General features: G+C 43.9%; 20 protein-coding genes. 14 read left to right on the top strand and 6 right to left on the bottom strand.

From position 1 onward, the window contains the following. Positions 1 to 68 precede the first annotated feature (68 nt). The 5 genes from uvsE (at position 69) to RJ60_RS10125 (ending at position 5,521) form a co-directional block, all read left to right on the top strand. The gene (gene uvsE / locus RJ60_RS10145) at positions 69 to 977 is read left to right on the top strand and encodes a UV DNA damage repair endonuclease UvsE (protein WP_103134661.1); all 909 of its coding nucleotides are present in this window, start codon (positions 69 to 71) and stop codon (positions 975 to 977) included. Between the two features lie 77 nt (positions 978 to 1,054). Continuing rightward, positions 1,055 to 2,926 (top strand): nucleoside-diphosphate sugar epimerase/dehydratase, encoded by a 1,872-nt coding sequence (locus RJ60_RS10140; RefSeq protein WP_103134660.1) that lies wholly within the window; start codon positions 1,055 to 1,057, stop codon positions 2,924 to 2,926. Then, positions 2,923 to 3,462 (top strand): hypothetical protein, encoded by a 540-nt coding sequence (locus RJ60_RS10135; protein ID WP_103134659.1) that lies wholly within the window; start codon positions 2,923 to 2,925, stop codon positions 3,460 to 3,462. The genes RJ60_RS10140 and RJ60_RS10135 overlap by 4 nt, the downstream gene beginning before the upstream one ends. Further along, positions 3,462 to 4,622, top strand: a complete 1,161-nt coding sequence (locus RJ60_RS10130; RefSeq protein WP_103134658.1) for a DegT/DnrJ/EryC1/StrS aminotransferase family protein — start codon at positions 3,462 to 3,464, stop codon at positions 4,620 to 4,622. The genes RJ60_RS10135 and RJ60_RS10130 overlap by 1 nt, the downstream gene beginning before the upstream one ends. Next, positions 4,622 to 5,521, top strand: coding sequence for a glycosyltransferase family 4 protein (locus tag RJ60_RS10125; protein ID WP_103134657.1), 900 nt, complete (start codon positions 4,622 to 4,624; stop codon positions 5,519 to 5,521). Before RJ60_RS10130 ends, RJ60_RS10125 begins: the two co-directional genes overlap by 1 nt. On the opposite strand, the gene RJ60_RS10120 is transcribed toward RJ60_RS10125, so the two are convergent. Next, on the bottom strand, positions 5,511 to 6,446 hold the full coding sequence (locus RJ60_RS10120; RefSeq protein ID WP_103134656.1) for a magnesium transporter CorA family protein: 936 nt from the start codon (positions 6,444 to 6,446) through the stop codon (positions 5,511 to 5,513). The genes RJ60_RS10125 and RJ60_RS10120 overlap by 11 nt on opposite strands. Positions 6,447 to 6,805: 359 nt before the next feature. Here RJ60_RS10120 and RJ60_RS10115 point away from each other — a divergent pair, with 359 nt between their 5' ends. From RJ60_RS10115 to RJ60_RS10075, 9 genes are all read left to right on the top strand, one after another. Next, complete coding sequence (locus RJ60_RS10115; protein WP_103134655.1) at positions 6,806 to 7,855, top strand: metallophosphoesterase; 1,050 nt, start codon at positions 6,806 to 6,808, stop codon at positions 7,853 to 7,855. A 271-nt stretch (positions 7,856 to 8,126) separates the two neighbouring features. Beyond that, positions 8,127 to 8,951 carry a PstS family phosphate ABC transporter substrate-binding protein gene (locus RJ60_RS10110; protein ID WP_103134654.1) on the top strand — a complete coding sequence of 275 codons (825 nt, stop codon included), beginning with the start codon at positions 8,127 to 8,129 and terminating at the stop codon, positions 8,949 to 8,951. A 16-nt stretch (positions 8,952 to 8,967) separates the two neighbouring features. Beyond that, the gene (gene pstC / locus RJ60_RS10105; protein WP_103134653.1) at positions 8,968 to 9,843 is read left to right on the top strand and encodes a phosphate ABC transporter permease subunit PstC; all 876 of its coding nucleotides are present in this window, start codon (positions 8,968 to 8,970) and stop codon (positions 9,841 to 9,843) included. Next, on the top strand, positions 9,840 to 10,676 hold the full coding sequence (pstA, locus tag RJ60_RS10100) for a phosphate ABC transporter permease PstA (RefSeq protein ID WP_103134652.1): 837 nt from the start codon (positions 9,840 to 9,842) through the stop codon (positions 10,674 to 10,676). The genes pstC and pstA overlap by 4 nt, the downstream gene beginning before the upstream one ends. 1 nt (position 10,677) lies before the next feature. After that, positions 10,678 to 11,430, top strand: coding sequence for a phosphate ABC transporter ATP-binding protein PstB (gene pstB / locus RJ60_RS10095; protein ID WP_099829809.1), 753 nt, complete (start codon positions 10,678 to 10,680; stop codon positions 11,428 to 11,430). Positions 11,431 to 11,445: 15 nt separating this feature from the next. Further along, positions 11,446 to 12,123 carry a phosphate signaling complex protein PhoU gene (phoU, locus tag RJ60_RS10090; RefSeq protein ID WP_103134651.1) on the top strand — a complete coding sequence of 226 codons (678 nt, stop codon included), beginning with the start codon at positions 11,446 to 11,448 and terminating at the stop codon, positions 12,121 to 12,123. Beyond that, positions 12,120 to 12,794 (top strand): response regulator transcription factor, encoded by a 675-nt coding sequence (locus tag RJ60_RS10085; protein ID WP_103134650.1) that lies wholly within the window; start codon positions 12,120 to 12,122, stop codon positions 12,792 to 12,794. The genes phoU and RJ60_RS10085 overlap by 4 nt, the downstream gene beginning before the upstream one ends. Further along, positions 12,791 to 13,768 (top strand): cell wall metabolism sensor histidine kinase WalK, encoded by a 978-nt coding sequence (locus RJ60_RS10080; protein ID WP_103134649.1) that lies wholly within the window; start codon positions 12,791 to 12,793, stop codon positions 13,766 to 13,768. The genes RJ60_RS10085 and RJ60_RS10080 overlap by 4 nt, the downstream gene beginning before the upstream one ends. Before the next feature lie 172 nt (positions 13,769 to 13,940). Continuing rightward, positions 13,941 to 15,101 carry an MEDS domain-containing protein gene (locus RJ60_RS10075; RefSeq protein WP_258006273.1) on the top strand — a complete coding sequence of 387 codons (1,161 nt, stop codon included), beginning with the start codon at positions 13,941 to 13,943 and terminating at the stop codon, positions 15,099 to 15,101. 147 nt (positions 15,102 to 15,248) lie between these two features. Here RJ60_RS10075 and RJ60_RS10070 read toward each other — a convergent pair whose 3' ends face one another. From RJ60_RS10070 to RJ60_RS10050, 5 genes are read right to left on the bottom strand one after another with little or no spacing between them, the layout of a single operon-like run. Further along, positions 15,249 to 16,070: a MurR/RpiR family transcriptional regulator gene (locus RJ60_RS10070; RefSeq protein WP_099829805.1), complete on the bottom strand. Its 822-nt coding sequence runs from the start codon at positions 16,068 to 16,070 to the stop codon at positions 15,249 to 15,251. After that, on the bottom strand, positions 16,049 to 17,248 hold the full coding sequence (locus tag RJ60_RS10065) for a glycosyltransferase (RefSeq protein WP_103134647.1): 1,200 nt from the start codon (positions 17,246 to 17,248) through the stop codon (positions 16,049 to 16,051). The genes RJ60_RS10070 and RJ60_RS10065 overlap by 22 nt, the downstream gene beginning before the upstream one ends. An 11-nt stretch (positions 17,249 to 17,259) precedes the next feature. Next, positions 17,260 to 18,555: a carbohydrate ABC transporter permease gene (locus RJ60_RS10060; protein WP_103134646.1), complete on the bottom strand. Its 1,296-nt coding sequence runs from the start codon at positions 18,553 to 18,555 to the stop codon at positions 17,260 to 17,262. Next, positions 18,549 to 19,424, bottom strand: coding sequence for a carbohydrate ABC transporter permease (locus RJ60_RS10055; protein ID WP_103134645.1), 876 nt, complete (start codon positions 19,422 to 19,424; stop codon positions 18,549 to 18,551). The genes RJ60_RS10060 and RJ60_RS10055 overlap by 7 nt, the downstream gene beginning before the upstream one ends. 56 nt (positions 19,425 to 19,480) lie before the next feature. Then, positions 19,481 to 20,776, bottom strand: coding sequence for an ABC transporter substrate-binding protein (locus tag RJ60_RS10050; protein ID WP_103134644.1), 1,296 nt, complete (start codon positions 20,774 to 20,776; stop codon positions 19,481 to 19,483). Positions 20,777 to 20,952 lie beyond the last annotated feature (176 nt).

Here is a 20,952-nt window from a genome sequence, read left to right as displayed (position 1 = left end):
TCAATATCGAATCAATTATACATTCTCTATCCGAAACTCAGCTAAAATACTATGGTAGGAGGTAGAAGATGAAGATTGGATACCCATGCATCAACAGAACCGTAAAGTGCTGTTCTGCGAGGAAATTCAGGCTTTCATCATACAGCGAAGAGAGATTGATTGAAACTACAGCGGCAAATCTCATGTGCCTTGAAAAGATCCTTGAATTCAACAGAGCGAAGAGTATCCTCTTCTTCAGAATAACCTCAGACTTGATTCCGTTTGCATCCCACCCTGTTTGTAGGGTTGACTGGGAGATGCATTTCAAGAGTGACTTCGACAGAATCGGGAAGATGATAAGAACATACGATATGAGGATTTCAATGCACCCCGATCAGTTCGTCTTACTTAACTCACCCAAGCGTGAAGTTCTGGAAAACAGTATTTCTGAGCTTAAGTATCATGCCAAGCTTCTGGATCTTATGGGGCTTGACAAGAGTGCGAAGATTCAGATTCACGTTGGTGGAGTTTACGGAAAGAAGAAAGAAGCTATGGAAAGATTCATTGATCGGTACAAATATCTGCCCGAAAACGTTTGCGAAAGGCTAGTCATTGAAAATGATGAGAGGCTTTACTCGCTGGTGGACTGTCTCTCGATACATAACTCTACTGGTATTCCCGTACTTCTTGACGTATTCCATCACTCAATTCTCGGCGATGGAATAACTCAATTGGATTCGCTGAAGCTTTCTCAGTGGACATGGCTTCCTGAAGACGGCATCCCCGTTGTAGACTACAGCACTCAACAAGGTGAAGCAAGAAAGGGTAAACACACGGAGAGCATCGATCTTGAGCATTTTTCAGACTTTCTTAGAATAAGCAGTTCATATGATTTTGACATAATGCTCGAGATCAAAGACAAGGAGCTGTCTGCTCAATCTGCGATTCGCGTTGCTCAGACAGACGAGAGGTTTTCTCGTGTTACTAAGGGGTGTTGAAGCTGAGATCATTTTCAGATGGCTTCCGGATTCTGAGATTGCGCTAAGTATGCTAGAATCTCCATGAGGTGAGGTGCTTGAAAAGACACGGTGATCTAAGTGGCTTCAGAAGAAATCTGACACTTCTGGTTTTCGATTCGTTGATGGTCTATTTCGCATTCATTTTAGGTATGTACTTCAGATACGGAATCTTCACTTTGGACGAACCTCAGTTCTTTGTCAATGGAGTCTACTTCAGCTTATTCATAGTAGTCTCTCTGATTCTGAATGGAGTCTATACAATAGCCTGGAGCTACAGCTACTTCAGAGATTATCTGATTATTCTCAGGGCGGTCGTCATAGGTTATGCAGTAGGGTTTGCTACCGGAAGACTTCTGAATCTTTTTGGCGTCAGGTTTCTTACGGTACCATTCACGGTATCGACTATGGCTGCCATTATCTCTGTGTTTTTGATTATCTGGTCAAGGATATTTTGGCTGAGCATATTGAGTAGAAATCATCATGTCGTTTCCTCTGCAGAGAGAGTACTGATAGTGGGCGCCGGTGATGCGGGAACTTCAATAGCGGAGGAATTGTCTCGCCGCCCAGAAAACGGACTGGTTATAGGGTTTATCGACGATTCCCCAAGAAAACTTCGAAAACGGATCAGGGGAGTCCCGGTTTTAGGAAACACAGACGAAATCATGGCCTTGGTTGAAAAGATGGATGTGAAGCGAGTCATAATCGCAATCCCTTCTGCTGATGCAGCTACTTTGAGAAGGATTTTCTCAAAGATCGATGTGGGAAAGGTAAAAGCTCAGACACTGCCTAGCATAACAGAGATAATGGATGGCAAAGCGAAGCTAGGATACTTGAGAGAGATCAACATTGAGGACTTGCTTGGCAGAGAGAGCGTGCGCATCGATGTGAATTCACTTAAGGGTTACATTGTCGGAAGAACTGTACTCGTAACCGGTGCCGGAGGAAGCATCGGAAGTGAGCTTTGCAGGCAGATAGCTCCACTGAAGCCCAGAAGACTGCTGCTGGCGGGTAAGGGAGAAAACAGCATCTATGAGATCAGACAGGAGATTGGGTCGTTGTTTCCCGATCTCGATCTCTGTCAGCTGATTTGCGACGTTGCCGATTCATCAAGAATGAGATACATCTTAAAAACGATGAGACCTGAAGTCATCTTTCATGCAGCAGCCCACAAACATGTTCCTCTTATGGAGGAGAACCCGACGGAAGCGTTCAAAGTAAATTCCATCGGCACTTACAACGTTGCTATGCTTGCCAGTGAGTTCGGTGCGGAGACTATGGTGGTAATATCTACTGATAAAGCCGTCAAGCCGAGTTCTGTAATGGGCGTTTCAAAAAGAATCGCAGAGGAGTTCGTTAGGTCTATCTCATCGAGAAGTAAAACAAGGTTCGGCATAGTCAGATTTGGCAATGTTCTGGGAAGCAGAGGAAGCGTGATCCCCCTCTTTAAGAAGCAAATCCAGTCGGGCGGTCCCGTTACCGTGACGGACCCAAGAATGACTAGATATTTCATGACTATCCCAGAAGCTGTATCGCTTGTGCTTCAGGCAGGAGCTTACTCCGGAGGCGGAGACGTTTTCGTGCTAGATATGGGAGAACCCGTCAAGATCTCTTCTCTTGCAAACGAGATGATCACACTGGCAGGATACGTACCGCAGCAAGAAATAGAAATAAAGTACACGGGAGTTCGACCGGGCGAGAAATTATTCGAGGAACTTGTCCTTACGAACGAAGAATTTATTCAGACGAAGCATCCAAAGATTTTTCGTCTGAAGACAAAGGAAGCAATGGATGAAACGACCTTATTTTCGATAGTTAGTCGCCTTAGGGCAGCCGTTGATAACAACGATTTTGAAGAGCTGAACAAAATCACGGCCGAAATAGTTGACGATGCCACAGTCAAAATAAGTGCAGGGTGTGATTTTCGATGAGATGGTATGTGGAATTTGTCAGAGATTTCCCCTTTGTTTCTGCAATGATTCAGTTCTCGATTCTCGGAACTCTAGGCGATTATGTCAGCGTAAAGATTGCAGATTCTAAGGAAAACCTCTCTGCTTCCGTAATGGTTTTGAAGGCGCTTGAATGGGCTTTCCTATCAATCTTCATAAAGATTGCCTTCATTGGCTACGAGGGATTCGTTTCTGCTTTGGTAATCAACAGAATTCTGCCGACATCCTTCGCAGAAGACTCATTTCTGAATGCAGTCACGCGCTCTGCATCAATGAATCTTCAGTTTGGAGTCTTCTTGGTTCTGTTTCACAGGTTGCTCGATAATCTTATTCTTCAAACTAAGAACTGGAAAAACGTCGATAAAGCCTTATTCTCTCTGATATGGTTCTGGCTTCCAGCACACACATTGACCTTTTTACTGCCAAAAGACTTCCAGATTGGTCTTGCCGCATTATGGTCGTTCATGCTGGGACTAATGCTTTCTCTATTTTCAAAGTCTCCCCAGGAGGTGAAGTAGTGTTTATACCCCTTTCCAGACCTGACATAACTGAAAGAGAGATATCCGCTGTTACTGAACTCATGAGTAGCGGAATTCTATCCATCGGCCCAAAAGTCGCAGAATTTGAAGAAAGGTTTGCAGAATATATTGGTGTCGAGCACGCAGTTGCAGTAAACAGCGGGACCAGCGCTCTTCATCTTATAGTTCGCTCTCTCGACTTGAAACAGGGCCAGACGGTGATCACAAGCTCCTTCACTTTTGTGTCCTCAGCCAATGTTGCAGTATACGAAGGCGCCGTTCCTGTTTTCGCAGATATTGACGAGGCAACATACAACATCTCTCCAGAGACTTTGGAAGATGCTCTTGGCTATTATTCGAAAAACGGTTTGAATACAGGTCAAATTGAGTTAGGACCCTTCATTCCAGATGTTTTCATGGCGGTCGATATTTTTGGTCATCCCCTTGAATGGGACGGGATAGAAGGTGTCTGTAACAGACACGGCGTAAAAATCATAGAGGATTCATGTGAGGCGCTGGGAAGCTCCTTTATGGGGCGGAGAACCGGCACTTTCGGTCTCGCAGGTGCATTTGCATTCTATCCAAACAAGCAAATCACAACTGGAGAGGGTGGAATAATTGTTACTGACGACAGCAAGATTGCCGAATTATCGAAAAGCATGCGGAATCAGGGAAGAGGCACATCAGAAAATTGGCTTGAACATGTGAGGTTGGGCTACAATTATCGGATGGACGAGATGTCGGCAGCACTGGGTTTAGAGCAGCTTAAGAGAATTGATGAAATTCTAGCAAAGCGGCAGAGAGTTGCCGACAGATATGAGAAATTGCTTTCAAAGATTGATGGAGTAGAGACTCCCTTTGTAGCAGACTACGCTACAAGTATCGGCTGGTTCGTATATGTCATAAGGCTTGATGAAAAGATAGAGAGAGACAACTTCATGAAATACCTCAATGACAATGGTGTTCAGTGCAGAGACTATTTCAGACCTATACACCTTCAACCCTTTTATATGACAAAGTTTGGATTCAAGAATGGCATGTTTCCCGTAACTGAAGAGCTCGCAAGAAGAACGGTTGCTATTCCTTTCTTCAATAATCTGTCTGAACAAGAACAGCAGTTCGTTGCCCACACTATTGAAAAGGCTTTGGAGTATAACTGATGATGGCTTTTGTCTACGCTCTCGTTCTCTCGGCCGTACTATGTTTCCTTTTTCGTAGAGTTGGCATTAAGCTAGATCTGGTAGACAGGCCTTCGGGAACTCTAAAGCCCCACGAAAAACCGATTAGCTATATGGGTGGAACTGCAATTCTACTTGCGCTTGTTCCATGGCTAATTCAGAGTCCGGAGTTCTTCCCCGCAATAATCATCATGTGGATTCTGGGCTTTGCGGACGACATAAGAGGCATATCACCAAAGATCAGACTGGTAGTGGAAATTCTTGTCGGATTCTCCGTTGCATTCGTAATCTATGGCTTCTCGACAGTCGATTCGATAATACTCTCAATCATCTTTGCAGGAACGGTTAACGCCTATAATATGGTGGATGGACTTGACGGAATATGCTCAACTAATATGATTGTTTTCGGAATCTTCGCCTTCTTCACGGGATTTGTGCCTCTTATGTCTCTTGCAGTCGCTGGCGCTTATGCCGGATATATGATCTTCAATTTTCCCCCCGCAAGGCTTTTTATGGGGGATCAGGGATCATACATCGCCGGAACATTTGTGGGAACGTTACTCATACAGTCTTGGGGAAGTCAGAATTTCGTTCGAGTTGCAGCTATTTGCTGGCCCGTAGTACTTGACCTTTTCGTGGGTTTCTTGAGAAGATCTATTGCAATGAAATCACCTTTCACAGGTGATAGAGATCACTATTACGACAAAATATTCAAGCTCTTTGGACAGAAAAAGAGAGTCACGCTCTTAATATCTACCGGCATGGCTCTCTTCTATGCAGTCTTAGGGCTATTTCTTCCAGTTGCGCTAATCCCCCCCGTACTACTGTTGACTTCGTTGACTCAGATCTTCCTTCTTAAGTCTCTACGAACTACTTCTTAAACCATCTAATTTTGAAGAGTATTATGGCAACAAGAAACGCCACAACTCCCGAGAGACCCATTGACCAGTAGAAGATAGAACTGTAGTTCATAAAAGGAAGTTTGACATTCATTCCATACATCGATGCAACCAGTGTCGGAATCTGAAGAGACAAAGTCACTATTGTCAGTATCTTCATTACAACGTTGAGGTTGTTGGAAATAACAGACGCGAAGGCATCCATCATTCCCGTCAGAATGTCGCTGTAAATATTCGCCATCTCTATAGCCTGTCTGTTCTCAATGGAAATATCCTCAAACAGCTCTTCGTCCTCCTCGTATAAAGTTAGGATGTTGGCTCTCTTCAGCTTTTCAAACATCAACTCGTTGGACCTAAGAGATGTGGTAAAGAAGACCAAAGACTTTTCAAGATTCAACATTGCCACCAGTTCTTGATTCCTGGTCGATCTGTGCAACTCTGATTCGACTTCATTTGACAGTCTTCGGATTTCCTTCAGATACCTAAGGTAATAAACCGTTGCCCTATCGAAGATTCTTAGAAGAAAACGATTACGCTTCTTGGTTGATATGTCCCTAACTCTGCCTTCAACTATGTCAGAAACAATGGCGTTTTCGAAACCACTTATGGTAACAAAATAACCGGACTTCATAGCGATACCAAGAGTAGTCGTTCTGTACGGAACTGCCTCGTCATTGATATCGAAGTATGGAAGCTTAGTAATCACGTAGATGAGTTCTTCGTCTTGCTCAAACCTTGCCCTTTCTTCCTGATCAAGAGCATCATACACAAAGTCCTCGTCGATCTCCAAACTTCTGAGAAAAGCTATGTCACCACTGTCAGGTGCAATAACATTGATCCAACAGCCTTCCGTCGGTGACTCTATGACTTTCATTTTTCCATTCTCTGAAATCAGTATCTCTCGCACACCTACACCTCCTCTTCTAGTAGCAAAGCAACTCCGATTAGATAGAGGGAGGCTTCAATGGGCGAGACAAATCAAAGTGGCGGTTCACTCTCACTACTGTATAATTCCATTTGGCTCACCTCCGCTTTGAGATTATATCACGCAATTAATCATCGCTATCTCGTGATCTCTTGAGTAGATTTAATTATGATGCATTACGGTGATCCAAAATTCTTTGAACCGCCGGATAGTTGTCTGCCATCAAAAATAAAATGGAATTCGCGAGATTTTATAACGAGATGCAAAACCGCTTTTTCGTTATAATCTCTTATGAGTTGGATCAGTCTAACATCTACAACAGACCAAAGGAGATGACTAAAGTGAAAAAATACACAATTCTGATATTTCTTCTGGTAATCTCTCAGCTCTTCTCTCTCTATCTTAATGATGTTTCTGGGGATGGGGTAACGATTAACTGGTTTACCGAGGAGCCTTCCGACTCTTTCCTGATTGTATACGATGGTTCAAATGAATCAATCTATTCCGAGCAGGAAGTTACGTTGCACAGATTCAAAGTCTCCGGTCTTCAACCGGGAATGAGTTACGCATACACTGTAAAAAGCGAAAAGGACGGAAAAGTAATCTTCAGGAATGGCGGCATATTTACAACAGCTCCTTTGAAAAGGACCCCATTTAGCTTCGCAGTCTATGGAGACAGCAGGAGCAACCATGCGGTGCATCTCGAAATTGCCCATGGAATTGCCCGTGAAAATGTTCCGCTGGTCATACATACAGGAGATCTCGTATCCTCAGACGACACTCTCGATGAATGGACAAGTTTTTTCAATGTAATTGACATCTTATCGGATAGCGTCTTCTACAGTACAATTGGTAATCACGAGGCATCTGCCGAGAACTACACAAAGTTCTTTGCTTTTCCCGGCAATAAGCGATACTATAGTTTCTGGTACGGTGACGTATTCTTTATCTGTCTAAATACGAATGAAGCTTTCGACAAGTATTCACTGCAGTACATTTGGCTGTTGACAGAACTCGAAGAGGCAAAAGAGGGAGACCCTGCATTCATAATAGTCTACTTCCACCATCCCCCCTATAGTTTCGGCCCTCATGGCGACCATCTCTATATACAGCAGTATCTTGTGCCGGTATTCGAAGATTACAAAGTAGATCTAGTTCTAAACGGGCATGATCACGGTTACCAGAGGGTCGAGAAAAACGGTGTGACCTACGTTATTTCAGCCGGTGGTGGTGCACCGCTCTATGACATTGGCTCAGGAAAAGACCTGATCGCGTCTGCAAATGCATATCACTACATGTTGTTCAACTATACCGTTGATGGTCTGTTTGGTTATGCGAAGACGGCAAAGGGATTGATTCTCGACAGTTTCTATATCCAGAGACGAGATTAACGGCTCTTTACTGCAATTCAGTAAGCGTAAAGTTCTTAAACCACCGATAATAATCGTCGTTGTCGTTCATAAGCACCTACTGATAAGGATTTTACAATATAGTGCGACTGCCGAAGACTTCAAGAATCTGAACTTGGAATACTTATTGCTCGGAAATTCTTCTCTAGCAGCACATTTCAGCAGCAAGGACAAATAGGAATACTCTTATAAAACCCCTATAACACCTTCTGTGTATAAATAAAATGTGGAAAAAACTTCAGGAGGTGTGGCTATGAAGAGTTTCGGTACTGTATTTGTTTTGCTCATGTTAGTCGGAACGGCATTTGGTTCTACTCTTGTTATTAAGGGCTCAAACACTGTTTATCCTGTCGCACAGCTGTGGGCCGAAGCCTACAAAGAAATCAACCCGGATGCAGAGATATCGATTGAGGGTGCGGGGTCTTCAACCGGTATAAAAGCTCTGTTCAACGGGCAGACGGACATCGCAAACTCCAGTAGATGGATCAAGAGCTCGGAGATCGAGCAGATGAACAAAGAAGGTAAGTACTTCATTCCCTTCATCGTTGCATACGATGGAATAGCAATAGTTGTCAATAAGTCTCTTGAGATTGAAAACATAACTGTTCAACAGCTTTACGACATTTACTCGGGTAAGGTGACCACATGGAATCAAATCGATTCTTCGCTGCCAAAAGTGCGAATAGTACCCCTGTCCAGAGACAATGCATCGGGAACATTCGAGTACTTCGTTGAGCAAGTAATGAAAGGCGAAAAGTTAGCACCACAGGTTCAGCAGCTTGCATCGACGAGGGCCGAAGTTGAACAGGTTATGCAAAATCGCTACGCCATTGGTTATATCGGAATGGGATACATCACCGAAGACGTCAAAGCTCTTACAGTAGAGAATATTGAACCGACCGTAGCTAACGTAAACTCCGGTGCATACCCAATATCAAGGCCGCTATTCATGTTTGTCGATGCAACCAACGGACTCCCCACAGGTGTTACAGGAGACTTCTTGAGATTCGCTCTTTCACCTGAAGGCCAGTCGGCGGTTCTCAGTGTGGGCTATGTAAACGCTTACGGCATAGAGTAGGAACGGATGAAGCGAGTTGAGTAGGAAGAGAATTGACCTTTTCTCAAGAGTGTTGGTAACGGGCGCTGCCCTACTGACAATGGTTATTCTGTTCGGAATATTCTTCTTTCTGATATCTGATGGAGTCAGAGTCTTTGGAAAGATATCTTTGAGAGACTTCTTCCTCAGCTCTCGCTGGTACCCAACGTACGAGGATGCCGAATTCGGCATCCTCGCTCTCTTATCCGGCACGCTTGCAGTCACCGGGCTTACATTGCTTATCTCTATCCCGTTGGGGTTCATATCCGCTATTTTCCTTGCGGAGTTCGGAAACAGGAAGACACACGATTTCCTGAAGTATGTATTTGAGCTTACGGCGGGAATACCTTCAGTAGTACTGGGAAGTTTTGGTCTCAAATATATTTCCAAATGGTTGATGGACCTATTCCCGATGAAAGTGTGGACCGGACTGAATATTTTGAATGCCTCTTTGATGCTTTCTGTTCTTGCAATACCTTATTTCGTAACTCTAATAGAAGATGCGTTGAAAGCCGTCCCAGTGGATCAGAAAGAAGCCTCACTGGCACTCGGCGCCAATATGACCTCAACTCTTTTCAGGGTGCTCATTCCCCAGGCCAGAAGCGGAATTCTCAACGCAATCATTCTTGGAACGAATAGAATAATTGGAGAGACTATGGTGGTCTTAATGATTGCGGGGGGGGCAACCATGATTCCACAATCAATCTTCGATCCTGTAAGACCCCTAACAGCTGCAATAGCAGGTGAAATGGGAGAAGTGGAGCTAGCAAGTACTCATTACTTCGCCCTCTTCATGATAGGAGTAGTCCTTCTGATGATATCTCTTATCTTCACAGTTACGGCAATGCGCTTGAAGAGAGGAATGAGAAGATGATAATAGATAGAATTGCGAAGATAGTTTTCGGAATCATATCCTATCTTCTGGTGACCATAATTCTTTTAATCGTAGGGTTCCTAATACTGTCTGGTTTAGATGATATAAACCTGGAGTTTCTGACTTCATTTCCAAGAAACTCAATGACCGAAGGCGGAATCTGGCCTTCAATGCTGGGGACTGTTTATTTCCTGTCGATAGCTCTTCTTTTCTCGGTACCTGTTGGGATACTCGCAGCAGTATATCTCAGTGAGTATAGTAAGGAGAATCGTCTACAGCGCCTAGTGTTGACAGCGAACAACATTCTTGCCGGAATACCTTCCGTCGTCTTCGGAATGTTCGGCTTGTCGCTTTTCTCGATCACCTTTGGATTCGGAACTTCACTCATTGCAGGAGGCCTGACACTCGGAATTATGTCACTTCCGTATATAATCTCCAATACTCATGAAAGTCTTGTAGCGGTCCCGAAGTCATACAGAGAAGCATCGATGGCCTTGGGCGCCAATAAAGCCGAAACAACCTTCAAAATTGTTATACCTGCATCCTCTTCAAGAATACTTACCGGAGTAATCATCGCAATTGGGAGAATAATTGGTGAGACCGCGCCGTTGCTTTTCACGGGAGCTGCCTTCTATATAACTAGAAATCCTTCAAGTCCTTTTGAACCAGCGATGGCTCTGCCTACACATATATTTGTTTTATCTGCGATTTATCCTGACAATGTAACTCCGAAGTTGGAGGGAAGCGTATCAGTTCTCTTGATCATCGTGGTGGCGCTGTTCATGTCGGTTGCAATCAGGAGAAGAAGGGAATCTCGGAAGATGGAGGGATGAGATGACTGAACCAATATTCAAAATAAAAAACCTAAATGTCTTCTATGGCGAGAAGCATGCTCTTAAAGAAGTTACCTGTGATATACCTCAGAGAAAGGTAACTGCAGTAGTAGGTCCGTCAGGTTGTGGGAAATCGACCTTTCTGAGAGTTCTAAACCGAATGAATGACTTAATTCCTTCATACAGGCATACCGGTTCTGTCAAGCTCTTAGGCGATGAGATTCTAGATATGGATCCTGTATTACTCAGGAAACATATCGGAATGGTATTTCAGAAGCCAAATCCCTTTCCGAAGACAATACAGGAAAACGTCACTTACGGCCCAAGAATTCATGGCATTAGGAACCGCCAAGTTCTGCGTGAAATAACCGAGAAATCACTAAAGCAAGCTGCTCTATGGGACGAAGTCAAAGATGAACTGAAGAAGAATGCAGCAAATCTGTCGGGAGGTCAGCAGCAAAGACTCTGCATAGCAAGGGCTCTTTCTGTAGAACCCGACGTCCTTTTGTTGGACGAGCCGACAAGCGCTCTTGACCCTATTGCTACTCAGAGAATAGAAACGTTAATAGAAGAACTCTCTGAGAAGTATACTATTGTTATAGTAACCCACAATTTGCAGCAGGCGCTGAGGATCTCAGATTATGTTATGTTCTTTTATGTTGGAGAGTTAGTAGAGTTTGATACGACGGAAAAGATTACCTCAAATCCCAAGGATCAAAGGACAAGCGACTATCTGAGAGGAATCTTTAGTTGACGGGAGTTGGTTCTGATGACACCAGAAAGACAAAGACATCTTGAAGCGGGATTCAACAGGCTCAAATCAATGCTTTCAGACATGATGGAGAACGTAAGATCCAGTATTCAGAAAGCCATCGATGCGCTGGATAGACTTGATGGCGACCTTGCAAGAACTGTTATCGAAAACGATGAAGTTATTGATGACTTGCAGAGAAAAATGGATACGGAAATCTGCAATTACATCGGCCGATTTCAACCTCTGGCAGAAGACCTCAGGTATGTTCTGACGATGATGAAATTGGCTACTGATCTAGAAAGAATAGGCGATCTTGCTGTAAATATTGCTGAAGTTGCAGTTAGGTACGAGAACCAGACTCTGGTCAAGCCCCTCATTCACATAAAGAAGATGACTGCCGTGGTAGAAAAGATGCTGGAAGAGGTAATTGACGCTTATTACGACAAGAATACGGAAGCCGCCAAGGGAGTTTGGACTGAAGACAGTAAGGTTGACGAATACTATCTTTACATCAAGAGGGAAGTGAGAGACAAGCTGATAAGCATGTCTGACTCCGGCGCAATTGATCAGCTTCTTGACCTAATGCTAGTATCAAGATTTCTGGAAAGAGCCGGCGACCATGCAACGAATATTGCTGAAGAGATCTACTACATAAAAATGGGTGAGAGTCTTAAGGAGGAAATGCGACGTTGAAGGTATTGATTGTTGATGACGATCTCGATATTCTGAACATTGTTAGGACAGCTTGCGAAAGCGAGAGTATGGAGACTTTCACAGCCGCAAGTGCAGAGGAACTCTGGACAGCTCTTCGGGCAGGAAGACCAGACGTAATATTACTTGACATTATGCTGCCCGATGCAAACGGTCTTGATCTTGTGAAGAAGATCAGGATTAAGCATCCAAGAATTCCTATAATCTTCTTGACTGCAAGGAAATCGGACCTTGACATGATACTCGGATTGGAACTAGGTGCCGATGACTATGTCACAAAGCCTTTTAATCCGCGGGCTCTCGTAGCGAGAATAAAGGCCGTAATGAGGAGAAGCGAGCTATCCGGCACATTGGACGAGAATCTTGCAATAGGCGAGGCCATTGTAAACCTGAAATCGTACACCGTTACCAAGAACGGCAGGACCGAAGAACTCACCAGACGTGAATTCGAGTTGCTAAAGTTGCTAGCGGAGAATCCCGGGAGGGTTTTCACGCGAGAAGAGCTGCTGGATAAGGTGTGGGGGATTGATTTCTTCGGAGACTTCAGAACTGTAGACGTACACATCAGCAAACTAAGAGAAAAAATCGGAGAAGGGTTTATTCGGACAGTAAGGGGAGTGGGCTACAAATTTGCACTAGGAGATCAGAAGTGAACGAATCATTGCTCAACGAACTCTGTGAAGGAATCCTAATGGTCGATGAAGGCCTGGTTATATCGTATGCGAACTTATCGGCCAAAAAGTTACTAGGCGAAATCGAGGGATCGGCTCTTCCCGATGCTCTTCATGTTCAGGGGATTTCGAACATAGTAGACAGCTTCATCTCTGGATCTCATTACTGTACAGATACGGTATTTGTTAAAGACGAGACAACCCACTATTTGAAGATCAAAGTCTCACCTCCTTACGTGATTGCCAGAAATATAACAAGTGAAAAGTTGTTTGAGAGTGCAAAGATGGACTTTGTAAATTCTATTGTTCACGAGTTTTCGACACCTTTGGCAGTTATTAACGGATATGTACAGCTACTGATTGAGAAGAACAAAGAGCTACCAGCTGAAGTATCGGAAACGATTGATAGGATTGCAAGGTCGACTAACAGGCTTTCTAGACTTGTCGAGGAGCTCGGTATTCTGTCGAATCTTGAATTACAGAACTATAGGGTGAAAATTGAAACGGTTAACCTTAGAGAATTGGTAGACGAAGCTGTATTTGACCTCGAAGGCAAGTGGAGTCGAAAGAAACTTAAGATTATTACTGATGTATCTCAAAGCATATACGCTGCGGTGGATTCCATGCTCCTCTTCAGAGTCATATCTAATCTCATCTCTAATGCGGTAAAGTATTCTAGCGTAGGAAACACGATAGAAGTGAGTTCTCGTGAGAATGGATCAAAGGTATATGTGTCTGTTAAAGACAACGGCATAGGAATAAAGAGCGAAGAGCTGCCGAGGATTTTCGAGAGATTCTATCGTGCAAGCAACGCAAGGACTTCCGGATCATCAGGGCTTGGACTGGGGCTCTCGCTCGTCAAACATGCACTTAACCTCATAAACGGTACAATAGATGTTAAGTCGAGATACATGATGGGAACTACAGTTACTATCGGCTTTCCAAAGAACATGTAGAGACACCCAGCAGTACATTTAGGAAAAACCTAAAGATTGAATAAGACAAACTGTCTCGAAAGACAGGATATCGTATTTGGGACGAACTCAGGGTCCGTGCTATAATTCGGAAAGCACAATTCTCTTGTAAATTCATAACCGATTTTGGAGCTGTTGCCATATGGAGTCACGGATGCATGGGATTACTCTCTATGAATCGAATCGCGATTTTGAAAGTGCGATCGGTTCCTTTTTGATTGTGGGCCTTTCGAATAACTATAAGCTCTTGTACTTGATGCCAGAGAAGGATGTCGCCTCTCTGAGGAGCGTGACTCTCAGTCGAAAGCAGACCGTGGAGGGTTTGGTTCATGAAAAAGCAATAGAGATAATAGATCCGCGTCGTTCGTACCTTAGTAACGGGTCTTTCGATCCGGAGAGACAGGTCAAGTTTCTTGAAGATTTCGCTCTAAAAGCTCTTGAAGAGGGGTTCAATGGTCTCTGCGTAGCGGGGGAAGGTACTGCCCTTTTGGACTCGGCGATTCCACTCTGCAAGATGATTCGTTATGAAGCAGCGGTTAATGATTTGATTGAGAAATTGCCCATTATTGCAAACTGTTTATACAACCCTTCTAGAATGGACCAAAAAAGTGTTCTCGAGATTTCCAGGCTCCATCCATATGTTCATCGAACGGGGGAGTTTTCAGTGAATGAAGATTACTATTCCTTGTCCCGAAGATCTGTCGAATTTGGTGAGGCAAGCCGTCTAGATATCTGCAGGGGTACTGCAGATTCTTTGTTACGGATGTTCAGGATCAAGAGTATATATGTTGAGAATCATGAGAAGAACGTCTCAGATCTTGCGATAGCCATAGCAGATGAAATGAGCCTTGATTCTTTCACAAAGGCCTGTCTCGAAATGGCAGGAAAAATCCACGACATAGGAATGACTTCGCTGTTTCTAGACATGATTAGCAGACCAGGCCCCTTACACAGTTTTGAGAAGGTTCTTCTTAGAGAACATCCCAATACGGGATTCGAAATCAGCAAAGGTGCCCCCTTTCCTGAAGAGGTCTCTAATGCAATCCTTCACCACCACGAGAGGATAGATGGGTCAGGCTATCCTAACGGCCTTAGGGGATCGGAGATCAGCCTTGAAGGCAGCATCATCGCTGTATCCGAGGTAGTCGCCGCGATGAGCTTCTACAGACCTTACAGAGAGAAGTACGGAACAGAATATGCTCTGAGCGAGATTATTACCAATTGCGGTTCACTGTACAGGACCGAAGTGGCAGAAGCCTGTTCCAACGTTTTTAGTAAGGGGTTTGCCTTCGATGGTGATTCCTCAAGAGTATAGTTTTTGGAGAGACTGAGAGGAAGATACGACCTGCATGTGGCACTCAGCGTTGATTGTAATTATTGACTCAATTTCTCAAATTCATGCAAACGAACTCACTGTCGCAATGATAGACTTCATAGAGATATTCTTCCGTTGATATTCGAGTCATAAGTATCTCTTTTTATCAAGTGTCCTGTCTACTTTCTCCAGAGTCTGCATCGTTCCATTTCTGAGTTTAATAGATTTCTCCAACAGAAGTTGAATTACAGCAAGCTGGCACACTCTAGGCTGAAGCAACGGTATCCCCGTCTCATGACCACCTTGCGCCACGTAGATAGTCTCTTTTGAAACGCTGACAATTCTCGATCCGATGCCACCTGTAATGGCTACAGTATAAGCCCCAGAATCCGAGGCTACTTCAATAGACTTGACAGTATCTCTTATGTTCCCACTTGCGGAAATACCGAAGACAATATCATCCCAGTTGAGAGAAACTGCGGTCATTATCTGCAGATGAGGATCAGTGTAAAATGCGGTCGAAAAACCCGCTCTCATGAATAGAGTTGCCCCAAACTCTGCCACTATACCACTTGATGCAACTCCAAAGAAGATCACTCTGTTTGCTTTCACCATTCGCTTTGCTATCCTATCTAGCTGTTCATCATCTATTAAGTGATTCTGTTGATTAAGAGCGTCAATCAAATCCGAGATCAACTTGTTTTTATCGGCCGAAATCGGCGGCGACTCTCTTGAGAGCTCTCTGGCCAACTGAATCTTGAATGCCTGGTAGCCATTGAAATTCAGCTTTTTGGACAGCCTGAAGATCGTGGTCTCGCTCGTCCCTGCTAGAACAGAGAGCTCACTTATCGAGTGATGAATGACATCATCTGGAAAATCTATGATGTATCTAGCCGCTTTCTTTTCAGCAGGGTTTAGTCCCTTGATCATCGCCCTAAGCTTCTCGACTATCCCGAATTCTTCTCCCATATCGATATCAACTCACCTTTTGTTTCCACAAATTTCTCAAGGAGCTTTTCCGTTTCTTTCTCTGCATCTTCCTGGACCAGTGATTCCGTTTTCGAAACGAAGTAAGCAACCCTCCCGAAATATAGCGGAACAAGCAATTCTATAAGTCTCTCTCTCAACGCTTCATCTCTGTAACTAGATGCGATTGAGTAAACAATTCTAACCCACAGATCGTCTTCGATCATCGCATCGGTCTTTCCTAGAAGAAACAAGCCTTCGAAAATCTCCGGGCCAAGAATCTCTTTGACAAAACTCTTCTGGTTTTCTATGCCCTCATAGAACTTCAAAATCATGTTTCCTAGATCTACTTCAAGCGATTCCGGCTCTCCCACCACCGCATCACCGTAAATTGGTGATTCAGTATACCCCTTCACATGCTTCCATCTGCTTTCATACTTCTGCATAAGGGAGAAGAGAGTCCCTACTACCTCTCGGAACATGCTCCCTAGTTGCTTTCCGGGATCTTTGACATCATGGATCTTGGTACCGAGAGCGGCCTGGTAAATCTCCCCTTTGACCTCATTCACAGCCGAAGTGGTCATCCATATGTCGATCCCAAATCTGGAAACATCTGAGTTCCATGTGTTGTCTGAAACAGATGTGCAGTAATCTATGATCTCTCTCCCGACACCGAAGTCTCCACCAATAGGCTGCCTCAATTTTCTCCCGTAGAGAGCCGTGGTAAGCGGATAGCAGATGCTGTTGGTAATCGTTCCATCGTACTTGTGTCGGACATAGTAAGGCGTCACGTACGCTGCGTTCTTCTCGAGAACTGGATTTACAAGCCTTTCAATCCAAAAGGGTTCGACGCTTCTCAGATCAGAATCCAGAAAGACAACCACCTTAGCATTCAGCGATCTTGCTTTTTCCATTATTGACCTCATCGCACTTCCCTTTCCGGAAATCCCCCGGTACTTGAAAGACAGCAAATCCACCCCGTCACTGTAGGCTGAAAAGAAAGCCCCTTCAGTATTATCTGTTGATCCACCATCGGAATTGAGTATGCAGGATCTTAAAGATGGAAAGAACTGATTAAGTCCTCTTACAGACGTTTCAACAACGTATTTGATGGTGCCTGCGTTATTGAAACTTGGTATTCCTACTACAATATCGTATGAAGTATGATTCAATCCAGACATTCTTACACCTCCTATTCTTTTACTCCTCCGGCAGTGAATCCACTAGTCAAATACTTCTGCATAAGAGTAAAAATTATGATGATTGGTATTGCAGAAACCACGGAAGCCGCCATCAACCTTCCCCAAACTGCATGAGCGGAACCGGAAAATGCATTCAGCCCGATAGGGAGAGTGAAGAGATCTTTGTATGATTTTAGCCCCAGGAAGGCCGAAGCGAATAGATACTCATTCCAGCCAATCATGAATGCGTAGATGTATACAGTGACTATTGCCGGAAGCGAAAGAGGAATAACGATCTTGAAAATCGCCTGGACTCTGGAACAGCCATCGATAATCGCCGCTTCTTCTATTGAAAACGGAATTGTCCGGAAATAGTTTCCCAACATATAAAGAGAAACCGGAAGTGTCTGAATAACATAGACCATGATCAGATAAACTCCTGTACCAAATGGAGTAGAAAGGATTCCAAGCTTCACCGCCATCTGATAAAGCGGAACCATTATTACGGTACCACCGAACAGATACACGAAAAGAACCGAACGCTGAACAAGTCCCCTACCCTTGAATCTCAACCTCGAGAATGCATATGCTCCTAAAATCGCTACGAAGAGGCTTATCAAAGCGGAAATCCCTGCGAATATCAGCGAGTTTCTAAGGTATTTCAAGAAGGGAAATTCACTAGCTCTCTCTTCCAATATTTTTGTCTTCTGCGCTTCGAATAATTTCAGTTGAGCCTTTGCCTTTTCGAAACCGGCAGCAAGCGCTTCCTCGGAGAGAGCATTGTCAACCTCGGCTCTCAAATCCGTGAACCGTTTCACATCATTTGCACTGAATATGGTTTTCATGTTTTCCTCGATTATTGAAGCCTCCTCTGTACCTGGAACGAGCGAGTTTTCAATAAACTCTTCCCTGTCTGTTACATCAATTCCACTGAAGTCGATCACAAGATCAACGATATCTCTCAGTTCTTTTTCCTTGGCCTTGAGCTGTACATCATGAACATACCGCGTATACACTTCAATTGAGGCCGTTCTCTCTTCCAACTCATCTATCCTCTTCAATACAGGTTCAAGATTTGCCCTAATTATCTCATCGCCGAAAAACTCTGTCTCACTACTTTGAATAAGCCCAAATATCTCCAGATAGTTTCTGATTGTGAAATCTGAGAATGTCATTTTGTTCGGGTCGTAGTCTGCCTTAAGAGATACATGAACCATGAAATAAAACGGAATGAGTATGAAGAAACAGATTAAAGAGATCCCCAATGCAAACATGACTCTTCTGAAGGGTGTCTTCTTCCTTACCATTTCAACACCTTCTTCACGTATGCAGTTATCAGCCCAAGCATAATTACCATAAGGATTGTTGCAATTGCCGCGGCCACTCCGTACTCCGGCGAAGTTGTACCGATAACCCTTTCATAGATAAAGATAGGCAGAGTGCCAGCTCTCTTGCTGATCAGATAGACCTCGTCAAACTTATAGAAATTCCAGATACCCCTCATGAGAGCGACAGCACTCATGACGAAATAGATCTCCGGTAGAGTGATATTCGTGAACTTATTCCATGATGTTGCTCCATCGATTTCTGCAGCCTCGTAGTACTCATCGGGAATAGATTGAAGTCTTGAAAGCAGCATCAGGTAAACAAAAGGGAAGTTCCGCCAAATGTTGAATATCGATGCCACAAAGAATGCATTGTTCGAGTTGTTTAGGAGATCAAGTTGCGGAGAGACCCATCCGAGACTTTGACTGAATAACTGCATAAAAGGCCCGTAGCTTGGATCAAATATGTACTTCCATGAAAAGACTATCGAGATAAGTGGGGTAATGTATGGAAGCAGAATGATCGTCCTAACTATCGCCCTCCCCTTGAACTCCTTGTTCATCATCAGCGCTACTCCGAGACCCAACAATATGCTTCCAATAACTGTCATCAGAGTGAAACCAACAGTTATGAAGAAGGACTTCCAGAAAGCGGCGTCTTTGAAAACTCGGATATAGTTTTCTAATCCTACGAATGTTGAACTAGTAATCCCGTAGTCGAAAAACGAAATGTATATGTTATACGCCACCGGATAGATTATCAATATCATCAGTAGGATTACTGTTGGCGAAACAAGTTTCCAACCTAAACTATTTTCCTTCTTCAATATGGAAGAGGCTGCTTGCTGCATAAGATCTACCTCCAAAAAAGGAAGGCCCCGGCTCCGGGGCCTTCGATGTCAGGCGTTTATCTTCCTATAAGCTTTCTAATATCCTCTCTCCAGAAGGTTAGAACCTGATCTGGGGTTGCGTTGTTATCGAACATCATGACTATGCCATTTCCTATTGTGAAGGCTCCGGATATCTTTCCCATTTCGGGGAAGACTCTTCCTTCTACATAACCGAACTTCTCAATATTCTCCATACCATAAATGATTGCCTTGATCTTTTCTGCGCCGTAGCTCTTATAAATCCCCTTTGGATCGTTCAGGAATTCTTCGCTTTCAGCTATGGAAGCTCTTGTAGGAAGCATTCCACCGGGAGCCATATGTATGTACTTTATGTAATTGTCCGGCTCGAACATGAAATCGAGAAGTTTGAGAACATCAAGCTTGTTCTGGGAAGACTTGACGATCGCGAGCGACAAGACCTGTCCAAAGGAGGAAGGCCTGCTGTTAGTCATCATGGGAGCGAATTCAGTGTTCTTAACAAGATCTGGATCAAAGTCGCTTATGAACTGAGTCTGAATCTCGGCAAGAGCCAGGTCATCCATGACGTAAGTTGAGTAGAACATCATCGGTGTCCTACCCGCAAGATAGAGTTCTCTTGCCTGCTGCCAGTAGGTATGTCCTGGAGCTGAATATGCGCCAAGGTCCTTGTAGTACTGAAGTACCTCTCTCATCTCAGGAGAGTTAATGACTACATTTCCGTCCTTGTCGAAAATCCTTGCTCCGTTTGACAAAGCAAAGATTGTGAAGACCTGTTCCGCGTAAGCATCGTTGGTCTTTCCAAGTACGATTCCATACATTCCATTCTGAGGATCGTGGAAATACTTTGCCGCCTCCATAATCGCATCCCAAGTTGTTGGTTCGGCAAGACCCGCTTCTTCAAACCAATCTCTTCTGTACCAAATTCCTTGAACCCATCCGTGATAAGGAATAGCAAAATACTGATCCCCAGCCGGAGTAATAACAAATCTTGTTGCACCAGTGTAGAAATCCCCTGCATTTCTGATGAATCTTGTTGGAATCACAGTATCCAGTAGACCATCAGCTCCAAGGCCGAGAATAGTTTCAGCGCCAGCTTCAATTAGGTCTGGAAGCGTATCAGCCGCAGAAGCCGCAGCCAATCTCGAGAACATCTCGTTCTCCTCGATTGCCACAACATCAACTTCTACTCCGGTTTCAATTGTAAACGACTCGATCAACTGAGCAATAATCTGCTGTCTGGATTCTTCTTCCTGAGTGTGCCAGTAAACAAGTTTTCCAGTCATTGTTACCGAAAGCATCAACACCAGAAATACTACAAAGAATATTTTTTTCATTTTAACCACCTCCGAAGGAAATTTTTTTCACCCTAATGATACCAAACTTCTTCTTTCGTTCAAAGAGGCTATACACCGCATCAGGATCCATCACTGCCATTCTCGTCAATCTAGCATCGATTAGATAGAAATAACTCCAAGAAACAAGCTCTAAGAGTATGGTTTGAACCAAGAGA

Origin of the sequence: Mesotoga sp. B105.6.4, from assembly GCF_002896535.1 — a bacterium.
Lineage (GTDB): Bacteria > Thermotogota > Thermotogae > Petrotogales > Kosmotogaceae > Mesotoga.
The sequence above is the reverse complement of the archived record's forward strand: the minus strand, read 5'-3'. Positions and strand labels throughout refer to the sequence as shown.

Coding starts and splice junctions, on each gene's coding strand:
- uvsE (WP_103134661.1), top strand. CDS start 69: ATGAAGATTGGATACCCATGCATCAACAGAACCGTAAAGTGCTGTTCT.
- RJ60_RS10135 (WP_103134659.1), top strand. CDS start 2,923: ATGAGATGGTATGTGGAATTTGTCAGAGATTTCCCCTTTGTTTCTGCA.
- RJ60_RS10125 (WP_103134657.1), top strand. CDS start 4,622: ATGATGGCTTTTGTCTACGCTCTCGTTCTCTCGGCCGTACTATGTTTC.
- RJ60_RS10110 (WP_103134654.1), top strand. CDS start 8,127: ATGAAGAGTTTCGGTACTGTATTTGTTTTGCTCATGTTAGTCGGAACG.
- pstA (WP_103134652.1), top strand. CDS start 9,840: ATGATAATAGATAGAATTGCGAAGATAGTTTTCGGAATCATATCCTAT.
- pstB (WP_099829809.1), top strand. CDS start 10,678: ATGACTGAACCAATATTCAAAATAAAAAACCTAAATGTCTTCTATGGC.
- phoU (WP_103134651.1), top strand. CDS start 11,446: ATGACACCAGAAAGACAAAGACATCTTGAAGCGGGATTCAACAGGCTC.
- RJ60_RS10075 (WP_258006273.1), top strand. CDS start 13,941: ATGCATGGGATTACTCTCTATGAATCGAATCGCGATTTTGAAAGTGCG.
- RJ60_RS10070 (WP_099829805.1), bottom strand. CDS start 16,070: ATGGGAGAAGAATTCGGGATAGTCGAGAAGCTTAGGGCGATGATCAAG.
- RJ60_RS10065 (WP_103134647.1), bottom strand. CDS start 17,248: ATGTCTGGATTGAATCATACTTCATACGATATTGTAGTAGGAATACCA.
- RJ60_RS10060 (WP_103134646.1), bottom strand. CDS start 18,555: ATGGTAAGGAAGAAGACACCCTTCAGAAGAGTCATGTTTGCATTGGGG.
- RJ60_RS10055 (WP_103134645.1), bottom strand. CDS start 19,424: ATGCAGCAAGCAGCCTCTTCCATATTGAAGAAGGAAAATAGTTTAGGT.
- RJ60_RS10050 (WP_103134644.1), bottom strand. CDS start 20,776: ATGAAAAAAATATTCTTTGTAGTATTTCTGGTGTTGATGCTTTCGGTA.